At 65.8% G+C, this 24052-nt stretch carries 23 protein-coding genes; 8 read left to right on the top strand and 15 right to left on the bottom strand.

The genetic code is table 11. From position 1 onward, the window contains the following. Window positions 1-75: 75 nt before the first annotated feature. Window positions 76-849 (top strand): hypothetical protein, encoded by a 774-nt coding sequence (locus OEX18_09750; protein ID MDH4337542.1) that lies wholly within the window; start codon window positions 76-78, stop codon window positions 847-849. Here the strand turns inward: OEX18_09750 and OEX18_09745 are convergent. The 8 genes from OEX18_09745 to trxB all read right to left on the bottom strand — a co-directional run bounded on the left by OEX18_09745 (window position 830) and on the right by trxB (window position 8004). Further along, complete coding sequence (locus OEX18_09745) at window positions 830-1714, bottom strand: alpha/beta fold hydrolase (protein ID MDH4337541.1); 885 nt, start codon at window positions 1712-1714, stop codon at window positions 830-832. The two genes, OEX18_09750 and OEX18_09745, sit on opposite strands and share 20 nt — an antisense overlap. A 1-nt stretch (window position 1715) precedes the next feature. Beyond that, a complete protein-coding gene (gene guaB, locus OEX18_09740) occupies window positions 1716-3179 on the bottom strand; it encodes an IMP dehydrogenase (protein MDH4337540.1) in 1464 nt (487 codons plus the stop codon). 154 nt (window positions 3180-3333) lie between these two features. Continuing rightward, a complete protein-coding gene (locus tag OEX18_09735) occupies window positions 3334-4155 on the bottom strand; it encodes a class II glutamine amidotransferase (protein MDH4337539.1) in 822 nt (273 codons plus the stop codon). A 92-nt stretch (window positions 4156-4247) separates the two neighbouring features. Further along, on the bottom strand, window positions 4248-4445 hold the full coding sequence (locus OEX18_09730; protein MDH4337538.1) for a DUF1931 domain-containing protein: 198 nt from the start codon (window positions 4443-4445) through the stop codon (window positions 4248-4250). Window positions 4446-4635: 190 nt separating this feature from the next. Further along, entirely contained in the window at window positions 4636-5199 is a 564-nt protein-coding gene (dcd, locus tag OEX18_09725) for a dCTP deaminase (protein MDH4337537.1), read from the bottom strand. A gap of 69 nt (window positions 5200-5268) precedes the next feature. After that, window positions 5269-6426: a cysteine desulfurase gene (locus OEX18_09720; protein MDH4337536.1), complete on the bottom strand. Its 1158-nt coding sequence runs from the start codon at window positions 6424-6426 to the stop codon at window positions 5269-5271. A 26-nt stretch (window positions 6427-6452) separates the two neighbouring features. Further along, the gene (folE, locus tag OEX18_09715; GenBank protein ID MDH4337535.1) at window positions 6453-7043 is read right to left on the bottom strand and encodes a GTP cyclohydrolase I FolE; all 591 of its coding nucleotides are present in this window, start codon (window positions 7041-7043) and stop codon (window positions 6453-6455) included. A gap of 4 nt (window positions 7044-7047) precedes the next feature. After that, a complete protein-coding gene (gene trxB, locus OEX18_09710; protein MDH4337534.1) occupies window positions 7048-8004 on the bottom strand; it encodes a thioredoxin-disulfide reductase in 957 nt (318 codons plus the stop codon). A 129-nt stretch (window positions 8005-8133) separates the two neighbouring features. Here trxB and OEX18_09705 point away from each other — a divergent pair, with 129 nt between their 5' ends. Then, complete coding sequence (locus tag OEX18_09705; GenBank protein MDH4337533.1) at window positions 8134-9411, top strand: hypothetical protein; 1278 nt, start codon at window positions 8134-8136, stop codon at window positions 9409-9411. 223 nt (window positions 9412-9634) lie between these two features. Here the strand turns inward: OEX18_09705 and OEX18_09700 are convergent, their stop codons facing one another. Next, window positions 9635-12064, bottom strand: coding sequence for a prolyl oligopeptidase family serine peptidase (locus OEX18_09700; GenBank protein MDH4337532.1), 2430 nt, complete (start codon window positions 12062-12064; stop codon window positions 9635-9637). Between the two features lie 166 nt (window positions 12065-12230). Between OEX18_09700 and OEX18_09695 the strand changes: the two genes are divergently transcribed. Both OEX18_09695 and OEX18_09690 read left to right on the top strand, forming a co-directional pair. Beyond that, a complete protein-coding gene (locus tag OEX18_09695; GenBank protein ID MDH4337531.1) occupies window positions 12231-12566 on the top strand; it encodes a Rho termination factor N-terminal domain-containing protein in 336 nt (111 codons plus the stop codon). Window positions 12567-12639: 73 nt separating this feature from the next. Next, entirely contained in the window at window positions 12640-13863 is a 1224-nt protein-coding gene (locus tag OEX18_09690) for an aminotransferase class I/II-fold pyridoxal phosphate-dependent enzyme (protein ID MDH4337530.1), read from the top strand. A gap of 41 nt (window positions 13864-13904) precedes the next feature. Here the strand turns inward: OEX18_09690 and OEX18_09685 are convergent, their stop codons facing one another. Continuing rightward, window positions 13905-14324 carry a hypothetical protein gene (locus tag OEX18_09685; GenBank protein ID MDH4337529.1) on the bottom strand — a complete coding sequence of 140 codons (420 nt, stop codon included), beginning with the start codon at window positions 14322-14324 and terminating at the stop codon, window positions 13905-13907. A 56-nt stretch (window positions 14325-14380) separates the two neighbouring features. On the opposite strand from OEX18_09685, the gene OEX18_09680 reads away from it, so the two are divergent. Further along, window positions 14381-15082: a dihydrofolate reductase family protein gene (locus OEX18_09680; protein MDH4337528.1), complete on the top strand. Its 702-nt coding sequence runs from the start codon at window positions 14381-14383 to the stop codon at window positions 15080-15082. Here the strand turns inward: OEX18_09680 and bcp are convergent. Together bcp and OEX18_09670 are read right to left on the bottom strand one after the other, a co-directional pair. Then, a complete protein-coding gene (gene bcp, locus OEX18_09675; GenBank protein ID MDH4337527.1) occupies window positions 15079-15531 on the bottom strand; it encodes a thioredoxin-dependent thiol peroxidase in 453 nt (150 codons plus the stop codon). The two genes, OEX18_09680 and bcp, sit on opposite strands and share 4 nt — an antisense overlap. Then, window positions 15528-16370, bottom strand: a complete 843-nt coding sequence (locus OEX18_09670; GenBank protein ID MDH4337526.1) for a PHP domain-containing protein — start codon at window positions 16368-16370, stop codon at window positions 15528-15530. Before OEX18_09670 ends, bcp begins: the two co-directional genes overlap by 4 nt. Before the next feature lie 58 nt (window positions 16371-16428). On the opposite strand from OEX18_09670, the gene OEX18_09665 reads away from it, so the two are divergent. Next, complete coding sequence (locus OEX18_09665) at window positions 16429-17574, top strand: Xaa-Pro peptidase family protein (GenBank protein MDH4337525.1); 1146 nt, start codon at window positions 16429-16431, stop codon at window positions 17572-17574. Window positions 17575-17600: 26 nt separating this feature from the next. Here the strand turns inward: OEX18_09665 and OEX18_09660 are convergent, their stop codons facing one another. After that, window positions 17601-18683 (bottom strand): hypothetical protein, encoded by a 1083-nt coding sequence (locus tag OEX18_09660; GenBank protein MDH4337524.1) that lies wholly within the window; start codon window positions 18681-18683, stop codon window positions 17601-17603. Window positions 18684-18937: 254 nt separating this feature from the next. Further along, window positions 18938-20770 carry an excinuclease ABC subunit UvrC gene (gene uvrC, locus OEX18_09655; protein MDH4337523.1) on the bottom strand — a complete coding sequence of 611 codons (1833 nt, stop codon included), beginning with the start codon at window positions 20768-20770 and terminating at the stop codon, window positions 18938-18940. A gap of 126 nt (window positions 20771-20896) precedes the next feature. Between uvrC and OEX18_09650 the strand changes: the two genes are divergently transcribed. After that, window positions 20897-22132, top strand: coding sequence for a PAS domain S-box protein (locus OEX18_09650; GenBank protein ID MDH4337522.1), 1236 nt, complete (start codon window positions 20897-20899; stop codon window positions 22130-22132). Between the two features lie 409 nt (window positions 22133-22541). Here the strand turns inward: OEX18_09650 and OEX18_09645 are convergent, their stop codons facing one another. Further along, complete coding sequence (locus OEX18_09645) at window positions 22542-22991, bottom strand: hypothetical protein (GenBank protein ID MDH4337521.1); 450 nt, start codon at window positions 22989-22991, stop codon at window positions 22542-22544. Between the two features lie 151 nt (window positions 22992-23142). On the opposite strand from OEX18_09645, the gene ispG reads away from it, so the two are divergent. After that, a partial coding sequence (gene ispG / locus OEX18_09640; GenBank protein ID MDH4337520.1) for a flavodoxin-dependent (E)-4-hydroxy-3-methylbut-2-enyl-diphosphate synthase occupies window positions 23143-24052 on the top strand: 910 nt, incomplete at its 3' end.

Below are 24052 nucleotides of genomic sequence, written 5' to 3'. Positions count from 1 at the left end.
GCGTGGGGGCGCGGCCGGGCCCCGTGGCCGCCTTCCCGACGCTCGACAGCAACCGAAACCGCATCGGAGCGCGAGATGGAAGGCGAAAGTCACATCACCCTGGGTCCCGGCGGGCAGCGCGACGTCGAGCCCACCTTCTTCTTCGTGATGAACTGCCTGCTCTACAGCAGGCTCGAGTCCGGCAACCCGTCCAACCAGACCTACTACGACGAGGACGTGAACGTCTATCTCGCCAGCCTGCTCACGTCCTTCATGAACCCGGACTACCACGAGCGCACGCGCAAGTATCTCTCGCGCTACGACACCGATCTGTTCGAGAAGGTGCGGCAGTCGTCCGACGTGCGGCTCAAGTACACCATCTACAAGACCAACGCCGACTTCCTGCTCATATCCATCGGCATTTTCCGCAACTCCGACGGCTCCAAGCCGGGCTCGATGGGTGCTTTGATGAAGGACAACGAAGAGGTCTACGTGGGGCGGGCCAAGGCGTACTACCAGTTTGCCTACTCATACAGCCAGTCGATGTTCCGCAAGGCCACGGCCATCAGCGAGGTGCTGGAGAAACTCTCCAAGGGATTCGAGCAGTACGTGCAGATCCTCAGCTACATGCGCGGGGAGTACTTCAACATCCTCGACCGTCTCTCCACCGGCGAGGTGTACCACCTGGAACGTTCGCTGGACCGCGTGGAATCGAGCAAGCAGCTCAAGGAACTGCAGGACCAGTTCCTCGACCTCTACTCGGATTATCAGAAATCGAAGGATCCCGAACTGCGGGAGAAACTGAAGGAACTGGTGAAGAAGATTCAGAAGCTGGACGAGACCTTCCGCTTCACGATGGATCAGATCTAGGATCCGGTCCCGAGCCACTGCGCGGCGGCGTCCACCCGGTGGCGCGCGCGGACTTTTCTACGAACCCGTTGACCGCTTCGAACACGTCGGCCTTGCGTTCGCCGCGCGTGAGCACGTGCGAACCCGTGGGTAGCATGCGGATGTCGCTCTCCGCTCCCTTGGCCACCCGCCGCACCATCTTCAATCCGCGCGCTGAGAGGCGGTTGTCGTCGGCGGCCTGCAGGGCGAGCACCGGAATCTGGATGTCGCGCGTGTTCTTGCGAGCGTGTTCCATGGCCTTGAGCACCTCGCCGTTCCAGCCCGCGAAGTGATAGAACACCGTGGGTGTCACCACACGGGCCACCTGGAAGAAGCGCGCCTTGATGCTGAGCCGGGGAAACAGGGCGGGAGCCAGCAGGATCATCCCGTGCAACGGCGCGCGGTCGTGCAGGATCAGCGCCACGGTGCCGCCCAGACTCATGCCGCACACGTAGGCCATCTCCGAGCAGGTGGCCACCGCTTCCAGCGCCATCTGCGCCTGCGTCACCCACGACTCCCACAGCGCCTCACGGTCACGCCCGGTCTGGCGCGTGAGCCGCGGGCAGTACACCGAAATGCCGCGCGCGTAGAGGTGGTTGCCCAGCTCGCGAAACTCGGCTGGCGTGCCCGCCGAACCGTGCAGCAGCAGCACCACAGGGCCCTCGCCCTCGTGCAGGAACAGGAAGGTGCGGTCGTCGCGCGGCACGTGGAAGGCCTTGTCCTGCTCGAAGTGCTGCAGGAACTGCGCACGCAGCAGCTCGCGCCGGTAGCGCTTCTGCTCGGGGTGCTTCTTGATCGCCTCCGAGATCTCCCAGATGGTGCGGTTGATCTGTCCGTGCCAGGTCATGCTAACTCAAACGGTAGTTGGGGGCTTCCTTGGTGATGATGACGTCGTGCGGATGGCTCTCGCGCAGCGCAGCGGAGGTGACCATCATGAAACGCCCGCGCTCGCGCAGATCCGCCAGGTTGGCGGTGCCGCAGTAGCCCAGTCCCGCGCGCAGGCCGCCCACCAGCTGGTAGATCGAGTCTGAGAGGCGCCCCTTGTAGGGCACGCGACCCTCGATGCCTTCGGCCACGAGCTTGGCCTCCTCCACGTCGGCCTGGCCGTAGCGGTCCTTGCTCCCCGACTTCATGGCCTCGATGGAACCCATGCCGCGGTAGCTCTTGAAACTGCGGCCTTCGTAGAGGATCACCTCGCCCGGTGTTTCGTCGGTGCCGGCAAAGAGACTGCCGATCATCACCACGTCCGCGCCGGCGGCGATGGCCTTGACGATGTCGCCGCTGTACTTGATGCCGCCGTCGGCGATGAGCGGGATGCCCGCCCTGGACGCAACCGAAGCGCAGTCCATGATGGCGGTGATCTGCGGGACGCCGGCGCCGGCGACAACGCGCGTGGTGCAGATGGCACCCGGACCCATGCCCACCTTGATGGCGTCCACGCCGGCCTTGATGAGGTCACGCGTGGCGGCCGCGGTGGCCACGTTGCCCGCCACCACCGGTAGCGTCCTGTGCTTCTTCTTGATGGCGGCGATGGTCTCCATCACGTTGGTGGTATGACCGTGCGCGGTGTCGATGGTGACCACGTCCACGCCCGCCTCCGCCATCAGGCCCGCGCGCACCAGCGCCTCGGGGCCCACCCCCACCGCACCGCCCACGCGCAGGCGGCCGAGCGTGTCCTTGCAGGCGTTGGGAAAGTCGAGCTTCTTCTGGATGTCCTTCACCGTGATCAGCCCGCGCAGATAGCCCTTCGCGTCCACCACCGGCAGCTTCTCGATGCGGTGCTCGTGCAGGAGCTTGCGCGCCGCCTCCATCCTGATGCCCACCGGTGCGGTCACAAGGCCCTTCGCGGTCATGAGCTTCTTGATGGGCAGCGAGTCGTCGTCGTTGAAACGCAGGTCGCGCGCGGTGAGGATGCCCACCAGAATGCCGTTCTTGTCGGTGACGGGCACGCCGGACACGCCGTATTTCTTCATGAGCGCCTTGGCGTCGCGCACCAGCACCGACGGACCCAGCGTGATGGGGTTGGAAATGACACCGCTCTCGGAGCGCTTGACCAGGTCGATCTGCTCCGCCTGCCGCTCCGGGGTCATGTTGCGGTGGATGAACCCAAGGCCGCCCTCGCGCGCGATGGCGATGGCGAACTGTGCCTCGGTCACCGTGTCCATGGCCGCCGACACGATCGGGATGTTCAGCTTGATCTTCTTGGTGAGGCGCGTGGAAACGTCGGCGTCGCCGGGAAGGAATGACGACTTCGCGGGTACGAGGAGAACGTCATCAAACGTCACCCCCGTCCCGAGGATCTTATCGGGCATTCGGACTGTCCTCCGGGTTAATTGGGTGAATCTACCACGCGGCCCGCGACGGCGCAAGGGGTGGGAATTGCGGGAATTGCGGCGTCAGGGCCTCCCCGAGGCCACGAAGGCGGCCCAGTAGAAGGGGTGCACGCGGCCCGGGTCGGCGCGCCCGTCACCCGGTCGGCTGGAAGGGACGGATCTCCAGGTCGCCGCCCTGCATTTCGAGCAGCGATCCCTGCGGGACCTCCACCCACATCTCGGCGAACCGCCCGATGGGCTCCGAGACCACCACGCGCGTCTGTGGTCCCAGCTCTTCGCGCAGAGCCGGGTTGATGCGGTGCAACTCCTCCACGGCTTGCGAGTGATACAGCGTCGGCGCATCGCCGTCGCTCGCGTAGCGGACGGCAAAGAGCCGCTTGCCGTCGCTCAACCCCAGCGTCATCCACAGGGATTCCGTGACGCCATGCCGGCGCGCGGTTGCCTCAACGAAACCAGCCATGCGCGCGAGTGCAGCGGAGGGATCCTTCTCGAGACCGAAGGTCAGTGCGAGGTGGAACATCAGTTCGGAGTCTGTCGTTCCCGCGATGTTGTTGAAGTAGCGCTCGTCCACAGCCATCATCAGGTCGCGGCGCACCTTCTCCACTTCGAAAATCTCGCCGTTGTGCACGAACAGCCAGTTCCCGTAGCGGAACGGGTGGCAGTTCGTCTCCTGAATGGTCGCCAGCGATGTGGCGCGCACGTGCGCGAGAAAGAGATGCGCATGGATCTGGCCGGCCAGGTCGCGCAGATTGAAGTCGTTCCAGGCGGGACGGATGCTGCGGAACAGGCCGGGGCGCTCTCGTGACCCGTACCAGCCCACGCCAAACCCGTCGCCGTTGGTCGGTGTTTCCGCCGAACGCGAACTCATGCTCTGGTCGATGAGGTTGCTCTGAGCGTTGAACAGGAGCTCTTCCAGGAGAATCGAGCCGCCCTGGTAGGCCATCCACCGGCACATATCTCATCGCCTCCGTTCCATCGAGACACCCGGCGAAAAGGGCCCGGCCATTCGGCCGAGCCCCTTCGTGACTTCAAACGTCAACCGTCGTTCTACAGGTCGGACGGCTTCAGCGTCTTGCGCTTGTTGGCCTTGGCGCGGTCGCCGGCAGCCTTGATGGCCATGCGGACGTACTTGTCGAGCGCCGGATAGAACTCGCTCGACACGTTGTAACCCTTGGCCGCTCCCTTGGTCCGCGACTTGGAGATGATGAGCTCGACGCTCGCGGCCTTCTTTGCAGCTTTTGCCATTTCGGACTTCCCTCCGAGAGAGATTGTGAATGGTGAGAAAACGGCTCTCCAGAGCCTCTTTGCTGCGTTTGGAATATCAGGTACGCCAAAACCTGTCAAACACAAAAAAGCCCCAGACGCCCGATTTCGGGCGCCCGGGGCCGAATACCGCCTGCCGATTTTCCAGACCCCTCCCAGACGCCCGCTGGGGCTATTTTCCGGGGACCCGGGGCAGGGTGATCCCCACCTGCTTCTGGTACTTGCCCTTCTTGTCCTTGTAGGACACCAGGCAGTCCTCGTCGCTCTCGAAGAACAGTACCTGCGCGATGCCCTCGTTGGCGTAGATCTTCGCCGGAAGCGGTGTTGTGTTGGATATCTCCAGTGTCACGTAGCCCTCCCATTCCGGCTCGAAGGGGGTCACATTGGTGATGATGCCGCAGCGCGCGTAGGTCGATTTTCCCACGCAGATGGTGAGCACATTGCGCGGAATACGGAAGTACTCCACGCTGCGCCCCAGCGCGAAGGAATTGGGGGGGATGATGGCCACGTCGCCCTTGTAGTCCACGAACGAGCGGGGATCGAAATTCTTGGGGTCCACCACGGTGGAGTTGATGTTGGTGAAGATCTTGAACTCGTCTGCGATGCGGATGTCGTACCCGTACGACGACACGCCGAAGGACACGGCGTTGCTGCTCACCTGGGCATCCGCGTAGGGCTCTATCATCCCGTATTCCTTGACCATACGGGTGATCCACTTGTCCGGCTTGATCGACATGTTTGGTTTCCTCGAGTGTTAAGAGAATGGTCTTCCGGGCGGGCAGGATAACGCAGCCACCGCCGCCTGTCAAAGCGTCCGGGCCGGTTTCGTGCTCGCGCGCATTCCTTCCACCGTGTCGGGCAGCACGGCGAGAAAGTTATCCACATCGGACGCGGTGGTGCGGTAGCCAAGGCTGACGCGCAGCGAATTACCGGCCTCGCGGGCGGACCGGCCCATGGCCCGCAGCACGTGGGAGGTGTCGCGCCGCGCGGCCGCGCAGGCCGAGGCGCTCGACACGGCGATTCCCAGGGCATCCAGCGCCAGCAACACCGCCTCGCTGTCGGCCCCGGGAATGCGGATGTTGCTGGTGTTGGCCACGCGGGCGGCGCCCGCCCCGTTGATGGCCACCCCCGGGATCCGCTCGAGCAGCGAGCGCTCCATGCGATCTCGCAGCGCGCCGAGCCGCACCGTTTCCGCCGCGCATTCGTCGCACGCCTCCCTCGCGGCCGCGGCCATCGCCGCCGCCAGGGGTAGCGCCGGGGTTCCGCCGCGCCGGCCGTGCTCCTGGCCCCCGCCGTGCATCACCGCCTCGATGTCGCATCCGCGGCGCACGAACAACGCCCCCACGCCGGGAGGTGCGCCGAACTTGTGTCCGGAAATCGAGAGCAGGTCCACGCCGGCGCCCGCGACGTCGATGGCCACGCGACCGAATGCCTGCACCGCATCGGTGTGAAACGTCACCCCACGCGCGCGTGCGATGGCGGCGATCTCTTCCACCGGCTGCACCACGCCGGTTTCATTGTTCACCCACATGACGGAGACCAGGACGGTATCGTCACCGATGGCCTCCCCGACGCGCGACGGATCCACGCGCCCGTCGGCATCCACCGCAACGCGCGTCACGCGCACACCGCGCGCCTCCAGGCTGCGGCACGTCTCGAGTATGGCGGGGTGCTCCACGGCGGAAGTGACGATGTGCCCGCGCGGATGACGCGCCATGATCCCCGTGAGGGCGAGGTTGTCGGACTCGGTGCCCCCGCCGGTGAAGACGATCTCGCCTTCGCGCGCGCCGATGCAACCGGCAATCACAACGCGCGCGCCGTCGAGCGCGCGCTTCGCGTCGCGGCCGAAACGGTGCAGGCTCCCGGGATTGCCGTGCGCGTCCCTGGCGGCACACCCGAACGCCTCCAGCGCGGCGTCGCGCGCGGGGGCGGATGCGTTGTAGTCGAGGTAGATCGGCGTCACGGCCGGGCCTCCCGGGGGCTCGCGGATCAGCGGAGGGCGGCGCGGAACTCCTCCGCCATGGCCGGATCCGTCTTGAACACGCCGAGTGCGTGCGTGGTGACGACGTCGCTGTTCACCTGCTCCACCCCGCGCATGGCCATGCACAGGTGGCGCGCTTCCACGCGCACCGCCACGCCGCGCGGCTTGAGGTGGGTCTGGAGGTCGCGGGCGATCTCGCGGGTCATGCGCTCCTGCACCTGCAGGCGGCGCGCATGCACCTCCACCAGGCGGGCGATCTTGCTCAAACCGGCCACGCGCTTTGCGGGCACGTATGCCACCGAGCACTTGCCAAAGAACGGAACCAGGTGGTGTTCGCACACGGAGAAGAAGTCGATGTCGCGCACCAGCACCATGCCATCGTACGCGTCTTCGAAGACGCCCTCGGCAAAGACGGCCTTCGCGGAGGAGCCGTAACCCTGGGTGAAGAAGCGCCACGCCTCCGCCACCCGCGCCGGCGTCTCGCGCAGTTCAACGGCGTCCGGGTCGCGATCGAGCGCCTTCAGGAACGCCCGCACCGATGCCTGCAGCGGGTCGCCGGCCACCGTGCGCTCCTGCTTGACGGGCTTGCCGCGCGCCACGGTCCTATTCCTTTCCCACGGCTTCGCTCCCGGCCTCCGAGTGCACCAGGAAACGTTCCGCGTCGAGTGCCGCCATGCATCCCATGCCGGCCGCGGTCACGGCCTGGCGGTAGACGTGATCCGAGACGTCGCCGGCCGCGAACACACCGGGCACGTTGGTGCGGGTGGTGCCGGGCTCTACGAGCAGGTAGCCGTTCTCATCCATGTCCAGGTGGCCCTTGAAGATCGACGTGTTGGGAGTGTGGCCGATGGCGATGAACAATCCCCCGCAATCGAGCGTGCGTTCGGCGCCGGTGGTCACGTCCTTCAGACGCACGCCGGACACCTTGCCCTCGCCCAGGACTTCCTCCACCACCGAGTTCCAGACGAACTCGATCTTGGGGTTCTTGAACGCGCGGTCCTGCATGGCACGCGACGCGCGCAACTCGTCGCGCCGGTGCACAACGTACACCTTCGAGCCGAACTTGGTGAGGAAGGTGGCCTCTTCGAGCGCGGTGTCGCCGCCACCCACCACCACGATCACCTGGTCGCGGAAGAAGAATCCGTCGCAGGTGGCGCACGCCGACACGCCGTGGCCCATGAGTTTCGACTCGCTGGGAATGCCGAGCCAGCGCGCCGATGCGCCGGTGGCAACCACCAGCGCACGGCAGCGGAATGCGCGGTCGCCCGCGTACACCGTCTTGACCGGACCGTCGAGCTCGACGCGGTCGACGCTCGCGAACTCGAACGCCGTGCCGAAGCGCGCGGCCTGTTTCTTCATGACGTCCATGAGCTCCGGGCCCATGATGCCGGTGTCGAAGCCGGGGTAGTTCTCGACCTCGGTGGTGATGGTCAGCTGCCCCCCCGGCTGGATGCCCTCGATGACCAGGGGCGACAGATCCGCCCGCGCTGCATAGATGGCGGCGGTGAGCCCCGCGGGACCCGAACCGAGAATGATGATGTTGTGGATGTTTGCGCCCATGCCGAGAGTCCCTTTCGTGTGGTTAACCCGTTGACTATACACCGGTTTGACGCCAAGTCAAGACCGGCGGTTGAACAGCGCACGCGGGTGCCGTACCATTCACAGTGCCCCACCGGAAACCGGAGTTCCATGCCGTCCCGTTTACAACGCTATGTCGGCGCCACCGCCCTGATGCTTGCAGCCTGTCTGGCCTGTGACGAGGGCGGCGGTCCCGCGTCCACCACCCAGGGGCCTCCCCCGCCCGGGGACACCACCGATACGGTCGCACCGCAGACGGTCGGCGACCTCGTGCTCACCTGGCGGGATGCCAGCAAAGACGTCGAGTTCGCCTGGACGGCCCCGCGCGACGACGACAAGACCAATCGCGTGGCGCGGTATGACATCCGCTATGCGTACGCGTTCCCACTCGACTGGGACCTGTCGGCTGCGGTCACCGACCCGCCCGCTCCCGAGCCCGAGGGCACCCCGCAGACGTACACGCTGCCCGCGCCGCCCCGCGGCCGCGACCTCTACACGGCGGTCCGGACCTACGATGCCGCGGGCAACCCATCGCTGGTGGGACCGGTGACACACCTGCACATCCCGGGGCTCCGCTTCGAAGCCGTCTGCGCGGACGTGCTCACGGCATCCCCGGTGCAGGGACTGGACGCGCTGCTCACCACCAGCACGCCATGGAATTTCACCACCGGGGCCGACGGCCGGATCGTGCTGGATGACATCACGGGAGGCACGGTGGGGATTCGCATCGAGACGGGGTCGGCGGCGAGCCGCTATCACGCGTTCGAGAGCTCGCTCATCCTCGATGACGACACGGTCCTGTCCGTCCCGATGATCCCGGTGATCGCCGCCGATTCACCCATCTACCTGAGCACATTCCAGATCCTGCTGGACGCGCTGGTGACGGCGGGCGGGGGCCAGGTGCTGAAGCGCTGGAACACGTACCCGATTCCCTTTTATGCGCCCGCCTACGTGAACGGGAACGGGCTGGATTACACCGCCCTCGCCCGCCAGGCGGCCGCGCAGTGGAACCTGAGAACCGGGCTGGAAGTCTTCGTGGAGGTGCCCGCCATTCCCGCGAGCGGCATCGAGTTTCAGTTCCTGCCGCGCTCCTCCATGGGCATCCAGAACGGCCTTACCGAGCACCAGAACGACGCCGCGGGGTATCCCTCGGGAGAGCGCATCAAGATCGTCAACGACTTCTCGGACCCGGTGAAGCTGTACGCCATCCTCATGCACGAACTCGGGCACACGATCCGGTTGGACCATCTACCGGCGGGGTTCATCATGTTCGGCGGGCAGCCCCTGCCGACGGACATCACCGACGACGAGGTGCGGGTGGTGCAGATGATGCTGGCAATCCCCAACGGGACCGACCTGTCGGTCTACGACACCGCGGCCACGCCCTGAGCCGCGCGGTTCCCCCCAAAAAAAAGTCCTTCCCTCCGTCGAACGGTCGAGATGCTGCGGGGAGAAACAACATCTCCAGTGGAACCCGCACGAGCGAAGGGAAGGATAATGTACTGTGATGTAAGAGCAACGGGTGCGGCCCGGCCAGCGTATCCGGGGGATACACCAGGGGGGCTCGCCAAACCGGGTTGAGTCTACCAAACGGCCGCGGCCGGGGCAAAAGCTAATTTTCGGGCCGCTCGGCGGCCGCCGGGAGGGTCCTCTCGAACAGCTTGAAGGCCCTCGTCATCTGGTCCGTCCAGGAGGCGGCGCGCTGGTACCCGTGGCGCTCCACCGGGTGCAGGGCCAGCTCCCAGTTCTCCTTCCCCAGCTCGATCAGCCGCTGCGAGAGGCGGACATCGTCGGCCGCCAGCACGTTGTCGTCGCGCAGTCCGTGCAGGATGACCAGATTCCCCCGCAGACCATCCGCAAAGTAGATGGGCGACGAGCGACGGTACGCCTCGGGATCGTCCACCGGCGTGCCCAGGATGCGAACCGTGTACCAGTGGTTGTAGTGCGCCCAGTCGGTGACCGAGCGCAGCGCGGCCCCGGATGCCACGTCATCGGGATACTTGAACATCGCCATCAGGGTGAGGAATCCGCCGTAGGATCCGCCGTACGTGCCCACGCGGTTCTTCTCCACGCCGTAGTCGCTCACCAACAGGCGCGCGCCGTCGATGATGTCGTCCAGATCGCGCCCGCCCATGTGCTTGTAGATGGCGGTGCGGCAGTCGCGCCCGTAACCGGCCGACGCGCGGTAGTCGATGTTGAGCACCGTGTAGCCGCGCGCGGCGAGCATGCTGTTGAACATGAACTCGCGATAGTACGGGCTCCAGCTGTCGAGCACGTTCTGCAGATAGCCGGCACCGTGAATGAAGATCACGCCGGCGCGGTTGGGCGTGCCGCCGAAGCGTTCCGGCCTGAAGAGGTGTGCGGGAACACCGACACCGTCGGAGGCACGAAACACGATGCGTTCCGGATCCAGCCACGACCAGCTTCGGAACACCGCGGTGGTCGACTCCGTCAGGGGCCCGTCCAGTGCGCCGGTGTCCGGGTTGAACAGGTACAACTCCGGCGGCATGGTGCTGGTGGAGTGAATGACCACCGCCTTGTCCATCTCCGGCGAGAAGGTGAGCGCGTAGTCGCCGCGCGACGGGGTGAGCAGCTTCTTTTCGGAGCCGTCGAGATTCATGCTCCACACGCGCCGCGAGCCGGGAAACTCCTCGTTGCTGACCACGAACCAGCGGTCGCGCTGTTCGTCGAGGAACACGTCGTGCACTTCGTACGCGCCGCGCGTGAGCTGCGTCTTGCGGCCCGACAGTGACACTGTGTAGAGGTGGCCCCACTTCTCCGCTTCGCTGATGAAGTAGATGGCCTTGCCGTCGGGCATCCACGCCCCGGTTTCGTAGAACGACGGGCCATCCACCCAGGCCTCGTCGTGGAAGCGGTCCAGCACGCGCGCGGCCACCTTGCCGTCCGCGCCGCGCTGTCGCGGCGACGCCACCATGAAGTAGCGGTCGTGCCAGTCGCCCGAGATGCGGCGCACCAGCAGGTCGTCGTCGGTGGGCGACCATGACATCGGCTCGATGATCTTCTCGTCGGGTTTCTTGTCGGTCATCTCGTCCGACTTGTCGTCGTCCGCCAGGCGCACCAGCGAGTCACCCTCCAGGTCCACGAACAGCACGAACTGCGACTCCTGCTCGTCCCCCACCTTGGAGCGGACGTCCTCCGTCTCCACGTAACCGCTCTTGGTGATGGCGAGGGGAATGATGGGGTCGCGGTCGCCGCCGGCCGGACGCGTGACCGCCAGCGCAACGTACTTTCCGCTCGGCGACACCAGCATACGGTTGATCTCCAGCCCTTCGCCCACGTAGACCTTCTTCGGCTCGGCTTCGTCCTTCTTCTCGCCGCGATCCTTGAATTCGACGAACAGTTCCTTCTGCTGGTCGATCAGGTACTGGCGCTGCGGCGACGGCTTCTTTGCCTCCGGGTCATCGGCGAGGGCGAGGTTGGTGATCTGCCGCACCGGGCCGCCCCGCCACGCCACCGAGAACAGGTCGTTGCCGGAACGGAACCACACCGTCTCGCCGTCGGGAGAAATCTGCACGGCGCTCTCCGCGGCCACGGTTGCGGTGATGCGGCGCGTGCGGCCGTCCCGCTCCGCCAGGTAGACGTCGCCCTTGCGGATCTCGGCCCGGCGACGGCGCGCGCGGTCCCACGCGGAATCGTCGGGCACGGTGGTGTCGGCCACGGCGTCGGCGAGCTTCTCGATGGCCTGGGTGGCGATGTCGAGGCGCCAGGTGCCGGCGTCCTTCTCCAGATCGAGCCAGTGGTCGTAGGCGTTCTCCGGACCGGTGGCGTTCATGGAATCCAGGCGGGCGGGGCTGTTCCAGTTGAAGTAGACCGTGTTGCCGTCGGCGGAGAAACGGGGTGCGGTGGGCGCGGTACCCACGATACCCGGCCCCTGCATGATCTGGCGCACGGTGAGTTCCTGGAAACTCCTGCCCTCCGCGACCGCAGCGCCCCCGGGAGCGGGTGTGGTTTCCGGGGACTTCTTGCCGCAGGAGGCGAGGAGAACGACCGCGCACAGGGCCAGGAGGATTCGATGGGACATGATGGAGCCGCCTTGGGGGAGCACCAGCGCCGGCGCACGAACCCGGCCATTCCGCATGGGAACGGGACGAATCGCGGGCACCGTCACGAACGACTTGTTGCCGGATTTTCAGGTGTTGTATCATACGGTCGCCTCGAGCGAAACACCCTTTCGAAAGGAACCACCCATGGACGTCGATTCGCTTCGCAAGATGACCGTCGCCGAACTGCGCGAAGAGGCGAAGAAGCTCGGTGACGTCAAGGGGATCTCCTCGATGAAGAAGGACGACCTGGTGCAGCTGCTCGCGAGCGGCGGCTCCAGCACCTCGGCGCCGTCGCGGGGAGGAAAGAGCAGCGCGCGCGACGTCCCCACGCTCAAGCTGCTGGTGCGCGAGCTGAAGGCCAAGCGCGCGGAAGCGTCGTCGAAAGGCCAGAAGGCCAAGGTGACGGAGTACAATGCCGACCTCCACACCTTGCGCCACCGTTTGCGCCGCGCGGCGCGCAGGCGCCGGAAAACATCCTGAATTCGTATCGCATTTCATTTTCAATCAGATGCCGGCGGCGCCGATCGCGCGCCACGGCCGGACGAAAGGTCCCATGCAACCGACCACCCGCTCCATGACCGCATCCAAGAATCTGCGCAGTTCGTTCAACCCCGCCCTGGAAGACATTCGTATGTCTCCCATCGTCTCCATCAGCGAGGCGGCGCGGGTGCGGGCGGTCGAGTATGAGAAGACGGGGGGCAGGTTCGTTTTCTTCCAGCGCGGCGAGATCGACTTCCCCACGCCGAAGTTCATCGTGGACGCCGCCAAGCGCGGGCTGGACGAGGGGCTCACCAAGTATCCCAGGTCCGGCGGCGAGAACTTCTTCCGCGAGGCGGTGGCGCGACGCCTGAAGATCGACCACGACGCCGACGTCGACGCGTCGCAGGTGGTCGCAACCTACGGCGGCCAGGAGGGGCTGGAGCTGTCGTTCAAGTTGTTCAAGAGCGGCGCGGGCTTCTCGCCCACGTGGAGTTGCGCGCTGGAGAACTTTGTTCCCTTCGCGCAGATCGACTTCAAGGAAGTGCCGCTCAACGCGGATTTCTCAGTGGACTACGACCGCGTCGATGATGCGGTGCGCGGGCGCGATTTCTTCTATCTCAACAATCCGCAAAATCCCACCGGCAAGGTGTTCACCCGGGATGAACTGACACGCATCGTGGAGATCTGCACCAGCCACGGTGCCTTCGTGATTGCGGACGAGGCCTACGAGAAGATCATCTATGACGGCGAGCACTTCTCGCTCTCCAAACTCGCGCAGGAGAACATCATCACGGTGTTCACCATGTCCAAGGCGTACTCAATGACGGGGTGGCGCATCGGCTACGCGGTGACGCGCAACGCAAAGGTGGCGAAACTGCTGCGCCTGGGCAACTACACGCAGACGGCGGGTGTGACCACCTTCCTGCAGTTCGCCGCCGCGGAAGCGATGAACAACGTGCAGGAGAGCCGCGCCGCCATCGCGGCCATGAACGAGGAGTTTCGGCGCCGCCGCGACACGCTCTACGAAGGCCTCAAGGACCTGCCCGGTATCACCATCGACCGTCCCGCGGGCGCGTTCTACATGTTCCCCAACTTCACCAGGATCATCCCGAGTGATCTCAGCGGCGAAGCCCGCAATCACTACATCTACGATTTGCTCATGGAGAACGGTATCGCCACGGTGTACGGCTCCTGCTTCGGGCACCACTTCACGGACAACGTGCGCCTGTCGTTCTCGGCCACACCGGTACCGGTGATCAATGAAGCGGTGGAACGCTTCCGCCGCATCTTCGGCTGATATCGGGTTGTTCCGTTCGCGGACGAGACGCTCCGGGCCGTTCAGATATACAGCGCGACCGCGCCCTCCCCTGCCGCTTCCAGCATCGTGGCCATACCCACGATTGCGTCCACCTTCGGGGCCACGTCGACCGGATCCAGGTCCATGATGCGAACCGACGTGCTGCACGCGAAGACTTTGCACCCCTCCGCCCGGGCCGCGGCCAGGATCTCCGTGGGCGGCGGCCCCTCGTTGCGCGCGAACCCCAGCGCGATGGCGACGCGCCACGGTGGGTCGTCGCCCAGTGCGCGCAGCGTTTCCACGTCGTCCCAGGTTCCCGCCACCAGAGACGCCAGCGCGTCGTAGAATAGACAGAGGTACGCCGGGCGCCCCATGCGCACGGCCGTCGCCAGCAGGCTGACCGCCTGGTACACGCGGTCGTAGCGCGCATCATGCAGGAAGACGATGATCGGGGCCGGCATGTTGAGTATTATAGGAGCGGGGGCCGGCAAGCTCAACTGCGCCCCGCACGATAATCATGCCCAAACGAAACGCCGCAACCGTCTCCGTCAACATGGCCGTCAGCGTCGACGGGCGCATCACGACCCGCACCCGGGAGCACTTCGCCCTGGGCAGCGAGAACGACCGCCGCCTCATGGACGAGCTGCGCGCGGCCGCGGACGCCGTCATCGTGGGTGCCGGGACCGTGCGCCACGACGGCTGGCCCATGCTGATCCGCTACGCCGACCTGCGCGAGAAGCGCGTGGCGGCGGGGCGTTCTCCACACCCGGTGAACGTGGTATTGAGCCGCGCGCTCGACCTCCCCATCCGCGCCCGTTTCTTCCAGACCGACCAAACCGAGCGCATCGTGTTCACCACCCGGCAGGCCCCGGTGGCGCGCGTGAAACGCTTTGGCAGTGTGGCGGACGTGGTGGTGTTGCCGGGGCGGAGGCTCTCACCGGCGGCGATCGTGTCGCAGTTGCACGCGCGCGGGCTGCGCGGGCTGCTGCTGGAGGGCGGTGGAGAGGTGCACTTCGCCTTCGCGGAGGCGAACCTGGTGGACCGGCTCTACGTGACCATCACGCCGCGCCTGATCGGCGGCATGGGCGCGCCGTCACTGCTGGACGGCAAGGGCTTCCTGCAGGACAGCCACCAGCATCTCAAGCTGGAATCGCTGCGCCGCGAGGGTGACGAGATCTTCCTGTGCTATCGCGTGCTCCACCGGCGCCGGGACCGTTAGAGTTCCTCCAGTACCGCGCCTGCATGACCGGCCACTTTCACCGGCTGGAAGATCTTTGCCACCTTGCCGTCGGCATCGATGACGAAGGTGGAGCGCACGATGCCCTTGAATACCTTCCCGTACATCGACTTGTCCTGCAGAACGCCGTAGGCATCGCACACGGCACCGTCGGGATCGCTCAGAAGTGAAAACGGGAGTTCGTACTTGGCCTTGAACTTCGCCTGGGCCTTGACCGAGTCCTTGCTCACGCCGAGCACGACGGCCTTCTTCTTCTTGAATGCGGCGATCTCATCACGGAAATCGCATGCTTCGGCCGTTCACCCGGGGGTGTCGGCCTTGGGGTAGAAGAACAGAATGACGGGACGTCCGCGCAACGCCGACAGCTTGACGTCGCTGCCGTCGTCGGCGGTGAGCGTGAAGTCGGGGGCCTTCTTGCCTGCTTCGATCATGACGGTTTCCTCTTGTGGAGTGCTTCCTTGATCTGTTCGAGGAGCGAGTACGGAACGGCCGGCTCGCCGAGGTTGTCGCGCCCGGCGAAGCCGTGAAAGTCCGAGCCCCCCGAAATCAGGAGGTTGTAGTCGCTCGCGATTCCCAGCAACCGCTTGATCACCGCGGGCTGGTGGTAGGGGTGGTAGACCTCTACGCCGTCGAATCCGCGCTGCAGCATGGTTCGAAACGCGTCTTCGTCCTCCAGGTAGTAACCGGGGTGCGCCACGAACGCCAGTCCGCCTGCCGCGTGGATCGCCGCCACCGCCTCGTCCGGGAGCATCTTGTACTTCTCGACGTACGCGGGGCATCCCTCGCCGATGTACCTGGCGAAGGCCTGCGGAAAATCGGGCACCAGTCCGGCTTCCACCAGCGCGGCCGCAATGTGCGGGCGGCCCAGCGCGCCACCCGCCGCCTTGGCCATCACCTTCTCGATGTCGATGCGGATTCCCTGCCCGGCCAGCTTCTCCACGATCTGCTCCCCGCGCCGCTGGCGCGCGGCGCGAAAGTCGTGCAGCAGGGCCTGCAGCGGCGGGCTGGTGCGGTCGACCCCGTATCCCAGCACGTGCAGGTCGTGGCCGATGTGCTCGCAGCTGAGTTCGACGCCGGTGAGCACCTCGATGCCCTCGCGACGGGCCGCCGCTTCGAGCTCGGGGTACCCCTCCAGGGAGTCGTGGTCGCACAGGGAGATGGCGGAGATGCCCTTCCACTTGGCCAGGTCGATCAGGGCCGAGGGGGCGTGAACGCCATCCGAGTTGTTGGAGTGCGTGTGGAGATCGATGCGTGCTTCGGATGTCGTCATGTGCGTCTTTACAAGTACCCTGCCGCGCTGCAATGATCACGGCAACCAGGGAGGCACCGTGAGCCGTTCGAAGGAAAAGCCGTACACGATTCTACTATACGCGTCCAGCGAAAGCGATGCAGACGTTCTGTATGCAACCGGCTTTCACTGCCCGGACCCCTTCATCTTCATCCGCACCGCGGCCGGGAAACGCATCTACGTGATGAGCGATCTCGAAATCGGCCGGGCGCGGTCGCGGTCCAACGCGCACCGCGTGCTGTCGCTGTCCCACTACACGGCCCGCGTCGTGGAACGCACCGGCCGCATCCCAGGGGTGGCCGACGTGATCGCGGAGGTCTTTCGCGAACTCAAGATCCGCTCCGTCACCGTGTCCGCCACCGCCGCCGCCGGGATCGTCGAGGGGCTGCGCGAGAACGGAGTGCGCGTGCGCGTGGCCCGCGGCCCCCTGTTTCCCCAGCGCGAACTCAAGACGCCGGCCGAGGTGGCCCACATCCGGCGCGCCATGCGCGCCACCGAGGCAGGCCTGCAGGCGGCCATCGACCTGCTGCGCGCCGCCACCATCCGCGGCGGCTGGGTGATGAGCGGCGGGCGCCGGCTCACCGCGGAGAAGCTGCGCCAGGTGCTCAACGCGGAGATCTTCGCGCGCGGGTGCATCCCCGCCAACACCATTGTGGCGGCGGGGCGCCGCGGCTGCGACCCGCACGATGTCGGCGGCGGCGCGATTCGCGCCAACCAGCCCATCATCATCGACGTCTTCCCGCGTTCGGAGGCGACCGGCTACTTTGCCGACATCACGCGCACGGTGGTCAAGGGCACGGCCAGTGACATGGTGAAGGACATCTACGAGACCGTCCTCGCCGGCCAGCGTCTGGGGCTGCGCATGGTGCGCCACGGGGCCCGCTCGCGCGATATCCACGGGGCGATCCTCGACCTCTTCGAGACACGCGGGTTTCCCACCGGAGAGGCGAAGGGACGCATGCAGGGGTTCTTCCACGGCACCGGCCACGGTCTCGGGCTCGAGATCCACGAGCCCCCGCGCATCGCCATGAACGATACCCGGCTCAAGGCGGGGATGGTGGTGACGGTGGAACCCGGGCTCTACTACCACCCGGTGGGCGGGGTGCGCATCGAGGATACGGTGCTGGTCACACGCACCGGCATCCGCAACCTGACGCGCTTTCCGAAGTTCCTCGAGATTCCCTGAGCCCCGCGCGGGGGTGGGACGCTCGCCTACTGCGCACTGGCGGGGTTGACGCGCGCCGCGCCGCCCTCGATGAAGCCCAGCCAGAGGCGGGTTCCGTCGTCGCTGTAGACCCGGCGCACACGGTCCGCCTGCAGGCCGGCGCCACGATCGTACCCCTGCCAACTGCCGCCGCTGCGCCTGCGCGCCAGCCCGCCCTGCGTTCCGACCCATATGGTGCCGCTGGCACGGGTCACCGAATAAACCAGGTTGGAGGGCAGTCCGTTCTGCGTCGTGGCGTAGGTCCAGGTGCTGGCGTTGGGATCGACGAGCGCGAGACCCGCAGACGTGCACGCCACCCAGCACACGGAGTCGGGGTCGCTGTCGGGAAAGATGTCATTCACCCGCGCCTCGGCGAGTCCGGAATTGGCGAGGGTGTACTTGATGACGGTGCTCGCGCCGCGGGACACCGTGATGCCGTGCTGGTCCTCCGCGGCGCCGGGCGGAATGATGGAGTCGAACCGGGGTCCGTACCAGCGCTCCACCAGCGCCCCGTTCATGCGAACGCCGATCGCCGAGACCACCGGGTCGAGCAGGTTGGGCGGAATGAAGCTCGAGAAGTTGTTGGCGGTGACATTGTAGATGCTCACGCCGTTGGTGGTGGCGCAGTACACGCGGTCTTCGGTGGGCGACGCTTCCACGTCCGCAACATTGTTCGCACGCATGCCGTTGGCCGTGTTGCGGAAGCTCCAGGTGTCTGCCGCCATGTCGAAGATGCCGATGCCCCCGCCCCAGGTGGCCACGTAGATGAAACCGTTGTACTCGGTCATCGCGCGCACCTTCGGGTTGGGCAGGCCGTTGAGTTCGTTGATGGTGTCGTTGGGCGAGGTCGACGTGATGCTGGGATACACGGCGATTCCCGCCTGCGTGCCGATCCACAGCTCGCCTTCGGTGGTCACCAGGATGGCGTAGACGTCGTTGCTGGGAAGCCCCTGGGTGCGCGTCCAGCTGGTCACGGTGGAAATCTGGGGCGGTTTGGCCGGTGGCGGCGGCGTGGTCGGGTCGTTTCCGCACGCCACGACGAAGATCAGTGCCGCCAGGGCGACATAAGCGAGTACGCGTCTCGAATTCACCTCGAAAACCTCCAGAAGACTTTCCAACGCGGCTCTTCGCCGCCCGCTCTCCGGGCCCGTGAACCCCGGCGCGGTTTCGGGACACGACGCACCTGCCGGGTGCGATGGCGTGTTCCATGAGAATTGCGCTGGTGACCGGTGGGGGAGTCCTGGGCGCCGGGCGTCCGCGGGGACGCGGCACCAGGACACGGGCATCATAGGGGGCCAACACCGGAAAGTCAACGGCCTCCAAGCCCTTACCACGCTCGGCGGGCTCAGCCAAGCGCATCCTTGATGGCCTGGGCCCGGCGGCGGGACACCCCGGGCACGGCTGCGATCACGTCCAGCGGGGCCTTGCGGATGCGCTCCACGCTGCCGAATTCCGCCAGAAGCCGCTGTTTGAGGACCTGGCCGACCCCCGGGATGGAATCCAGCCTCGACTCCCCCATGGCGCGGCTGCGCAGCGTCCGGTGGTAGGAAATGGCAAAGCGGTGGGCCTCGTCGCGGATGCGTTCCAGCAGAAACAGGGCCGGCGACGCGCCGTCCAGCAGGATCGAATCCTCGTGCCCGGGCAGGTGGATGCGCTCCTGGCCCCGAATCTTGCGATTACCGTCCCCGCGGACCTTGGCGATGCCGATGGCGGAAACCGCATCGGCGCCCAGGCGCTGGAGCACGTCGAGCGCAACGTTGAGCTGCCCGCGACCCCCGTCGACCATCAGCAGATCGGGAAGATCGCCTTCCTTGAGCCCGCGCGAAAAGCGCCGCTCCAGCACCTCGCGCATCATCGCGGTGTCGTCGGAGCCCTCCACCGTGCGGATCTTGTACTTGCGGTACGCCCCCTTGACCGGCTCACCGTCGATGAACACCACCCCGGAACCAACCGCGCGCGTGCCCTGGATGTTGGAGATGTCGAAACACTCGATGCGCCGCGGGTAGTGCTCCAGCGAGAGGAGTTCCTTGAGGTCCTCCAGGAGCTCGTGGTTGCGCTCGCCACCCCGGCCCTCGTCGAACGCGACGAGCGCATTCCTGGTCGCGAGCGCGACCAGGTCGGCCCGTTCGCCGCGCCGCGGAACCACGATGCGCACGACGCGTCCCGCGCGGTCGCTGAGCAGCTTTGCCAGCGCGTCGGCGCCGGGAATCTCCCCGGCGAGCAGGATCTCGTCGGGGATCTGCGCGCCGCCCTGGTAGTACTGGTTCAAGAACGACGCCAGGTGCACCGGCGTGTCCTCGAGCGCGCTTCCGAACGAAAACGTCTCGCCCCCCGACACTTCGCCGTCGCGCACCGCCAGCGACTGGATGACCAGCCGTTCCTCGCGCTGGTGGGCGGCGAACACATCGCGTTCCGCGCGCTGGGGCGACGTGATGCGCTGTCTTTCGATGACGCGCTGGAGGGCGTGGATCTGGTCGCGGGTGCGCGCCGCTGCCTCGTAGCGCCGCTCCGCGGACTGCAGGTCCATGCGGTCGCGCAGCATCTTCAGCAGCTCGTTGTTGCGCCCCTTGAGGAACATCGTCACGCGCTTGACGGTGTCCGCGTACTCCTGCGCGCTCACCCGCCCGACACACGGCGCCGGACAACGCTTGATGTAATAGTAGAGGCAGGGGCGCGTGCGGCTGGCCAGCTCGGCGTCGGTGCAGGTGCGCATGGGAAAGATGCGGCCGATGGTGCGGATGGTCTGGCGCACCGATCCCGCCGAGGCGAAGGGGCCGAAGTAGGTGGCGCCGTCGCGGCGCGGCCGGCGCACCACCGTGAGGCGCGGAAAGGCGTGGTCCGTATTCAAGCGGAGGTTGACGTAGGTCTTGTCGTCCTTGAAGACGACGTTGTAGCGCGGCCGGTGCTTCTTGATGAGGTTGTTCTCGAGTATCAACGCCTCCTGCTCGGTTTCGGTGACGATGTACTCGAGCGCCCGTGCGCGGCGAACCAGAAACTCGATGCGCGCGCGCCCGTCACCGCCCTCGCGGAAGTAACTGCGGATGCGCGTGCGCAGCGAGCGCGCCTTCCCCACGTACAGGACGCGGCCCGCTTCGTCCTTGAAGACGTAGACGCCGGGGTCAGACGGAAACCGGGCGGCGGCTTCCTGCAGCGATTGGGTATCCTGATTCCTGTCCATGCGAGATGGGGTTCAACCCCCTTAACTTACGATAACACAAGGCGCAAGGTCGGAGAGGCTTGATTCCGCCCGCGGTTCCGGGTATCCTTATCCGTACCAACTTTATACCCAAATCGGCGGAGCGTCATGAGCCCGAACGTCCACGAATCGCTCGACGCCGAGCGCGTTGCCCGACTCTTCAAGGCCCTCATCCAGAACGCGTTCGACGTAATCAAGGTGGTCGATACGAGCAACCGGACCATCTTCACCAGCCCGTCCGTCACGGCCGTGCTGGGGTACGATCCCCGCGAGCTGCTCGGCACCAACCCGCTGGCCTACGTCCACCCCGAAGATACCGACCTGGCGCTGCGCGCGCTGGAGCGGGTGAAGCAATCGATGGGCGTGGTCCGGGTGGGCGCCATCCGCGCGCGCCACAAGGACGGCAGCTGGCGGACCATCGAGGCCACAGTTCAGAACCTGGTGGATGACGAGGACGTGCGCGGCGTGGTCATGAACTACCGCGACATCACCGAGCGCGTGAGCGTGGAGCTGGAACTGCGCCGCACCCACGATCGCTGCGAGAAGGCGTTCCAGAACAGCCCGGACTCCATCACCATCTCCTACCTGGACACGGGCGAGTTCGTGGAGGCCAACGACGGCTTCGTGCGCATCACCGGCTATGCACGCAACGAGGTGATCGGCAGGACCTCGCTCGAACTGGGCATCTGGAAAGACCCCCAGCGGAGGCGCGAACTGGCCGAGACCCTGGCCCGGGAGGGCCACGTGCGCGACTTTCCCATGGACGTGGTCATCAAGGACGGGTCCACGCGCTCGTGCGTGGTCTCTGCCGAACTGATCGAGCTGGATGGCCGCCGCTGCCTGCTTGCGGTCACGCGCGACATGACCGACGTGCGGTTGGCGGACGAACGGCTGCGCGAGACCACCGAGAAGCTGCGCCGGGACCACGTGGAGATGGTGCGCAAGAACATCGCCCTCAACGAGGTTCTCGAGCACCTGCAGAAGGAGAAGGACCAGTACCGCCATGAGCTGTGCTGCAACGTGGAGAACCTGGTGCTCCCCATGCTGAACCGGCTGCGGGACGAGCGGGCCATCCCCGCCGCCGAGTACGACCGCCTGACCCAGACCCTCAACAAGGTCACCGGGTTGCACATCGATCAGTTCAAGAACAACATCTCCAAGCTCACCCCGCGCGAGCTGGACATCCTGGAGATGATCGGGGCGGGTCGGTCATCGAAGCAGATCGCGGAGGGCCTGGGCCTTTCGCCGCAGACGGTCCACAAGCACCGGCAGTCGATACGCCGCAAACTGCAGATTGATCACCGCGAGATTAACCTGGCGGCGTACCTCCGGTCCCAGAAATAGGTTGCCGAAGCCATACCCAAGGAGTACCCTATAAAGCATCATTGTACCGGCACGGAGAATGTCGTTTCCTTCCCGCGGGACAAGCAAAGCACATTTTCCGGTGGCCGGGCATCTTTACGGTACAGCACCATGTGGACGGTGGGGGCGTAAGTCCACAGGGGCCGGTCACCGGAAATCTTCTCTTCGCTCAACGAAGAGTCATCACCGGCGGGAGGATTGAATCCTAACGATACATCCTGGTGTGGGACGAATGGTTCGGGAGTCCTGCACCACCCGCCGGTGATAAAAGAAATCGGATCGAACGGACGGAACCCGGAGTCGATCCTCTGCGCTGACAGTCGATTTTTTCTCCCTCTTTCGCGACTGTCCGGTTGACGAGGATCCATCCCGGGTTCTCGTCTTTTCAGGCCTAGAAGGTGACGCCGAAACACACACCGGTTCCATACCCCGGCTCGATGATTCCGAACACCTCCAGGAAGAGCTTCACCTCGTCCACCCCGTAGCGCAGTCCACCGGTCACCTGCATGAAGTCGTCGTCAATGTCGTCGCGCCGCCCGTAGTGAAACCGCCCGTAGGGCTCCACCAACCCGATGGCCGGGAGCACCACACCCGCGTACCCGAAGCGGAACCAGCGATCGCGGTCCGCCTGGACGTTGACACCGAGGCTGAATCGCTCCAGCACCGTCACGCCCGCTCCGGCACGTCCAACCGCAATGTAGCGGTCGTTGTAATCCGGGCGGTTGACGCCGGCGCCAAACCACCACTCCATGCCCAGCGCGCCACCCGCGCGGGCGGCGGATGCTCCGGTCACGAGAAGGGACGCCAGCGCGGTTGTCAAGAGAGCGCGTTGAATGTTCATGCGCGCATTATATCCCGAACCGCCCGCGCGCGTAAGTGTCACATTGCATGGACCATAGCAGCCCAAAAGACTTGCGCGCGCCTGCTGCCGCGGTGTACCTTTAGCGAGGTTCTTCCCCGGTAGTCGCGCCGCAACCAGACCAGGACTTACTTTGAGCCACACTCCCTATCAACCCACCCGCCAGGTCATGGTCGGTTCCGTCGCCGTCGGCGGCGGCGCCCCGATTTCCATCCAGTCCATGGCCACCACCCCCACCACCGACGTGAAACGCACGGTGGACGAGATCAAACGCATGGAGGAGGCCGGCGTCGACATCGCGCGTGTGAGCGTCCCGGACATGGATAGCGTCCGCGCCACCGAGCAGATCGTCCGGCAGATCAACGTGCCGCTGGTGGCGGACATCCACTTCAACTACCGCATGGCGGTGGAGGTGGCCGGCACCGGCATCGCCAAGCTGCGCATCAACCCGGGTAACATCGGCAGCAAGGATCGCGTGGAAGCGGTGGTCAGGAAGGCCAAGGAGTACAGGCTCCCCATCCGCATCGGTGTGAACGGCGGATCGCTGGAGAAGGATCTGCTCCTGAAGTACGGCTTCCCCACGCCCGAAGCCATGGTGGAGAGCGCCTTCCGTCACATCGCGGTACTCGAGGAGCACGACTTCCACGACATAATCGTGTCGCTGAAGGCGTCGCACGTTCCGCTGGCGCTGGCGGCGTACCGCAAGTTCGCAAGCCAGTCAACCTACCCGCGCCACATCGGCATCACCGAATCGGGCCCGGGCCTGAGCGGCGCGGTGATCTCTTCGGTGGGGCTGGGCATCCTGTTGCACGAGGGCATCGGAGATACCATGCGCGTCTCCCTGGCTGCGGACGTGGTGGACGAGGTGCGCGTGGCGCAGAAGATCCTGCAGGCGCTGCACATCCAGTCCAACACGCCGCGCATCATCGCGTGTCCCACCTGCGCACGCAACCGTATCGACCTGTTCAAGATTGCCGAAGAGGTGGAGAAACGCACCGCGCACCTGCGCCATCCCATCAACATCGCCGTCATGGGATGCGCGG

The sequence above is a fragment of the Candidatus Krumholzibacteriia bacterium genome (assembly GCA_029865265.1).
GTDB lineage: Bacteria > Krumholzibacteriota > Krumholzibacteriia > WVZY01 > JAKEHA01 > JAKEHA01.
Note: the sequence above shows the minus strand (reverse complement) of the source record. Positions and strands in the feature narration are given on the sequence as shown.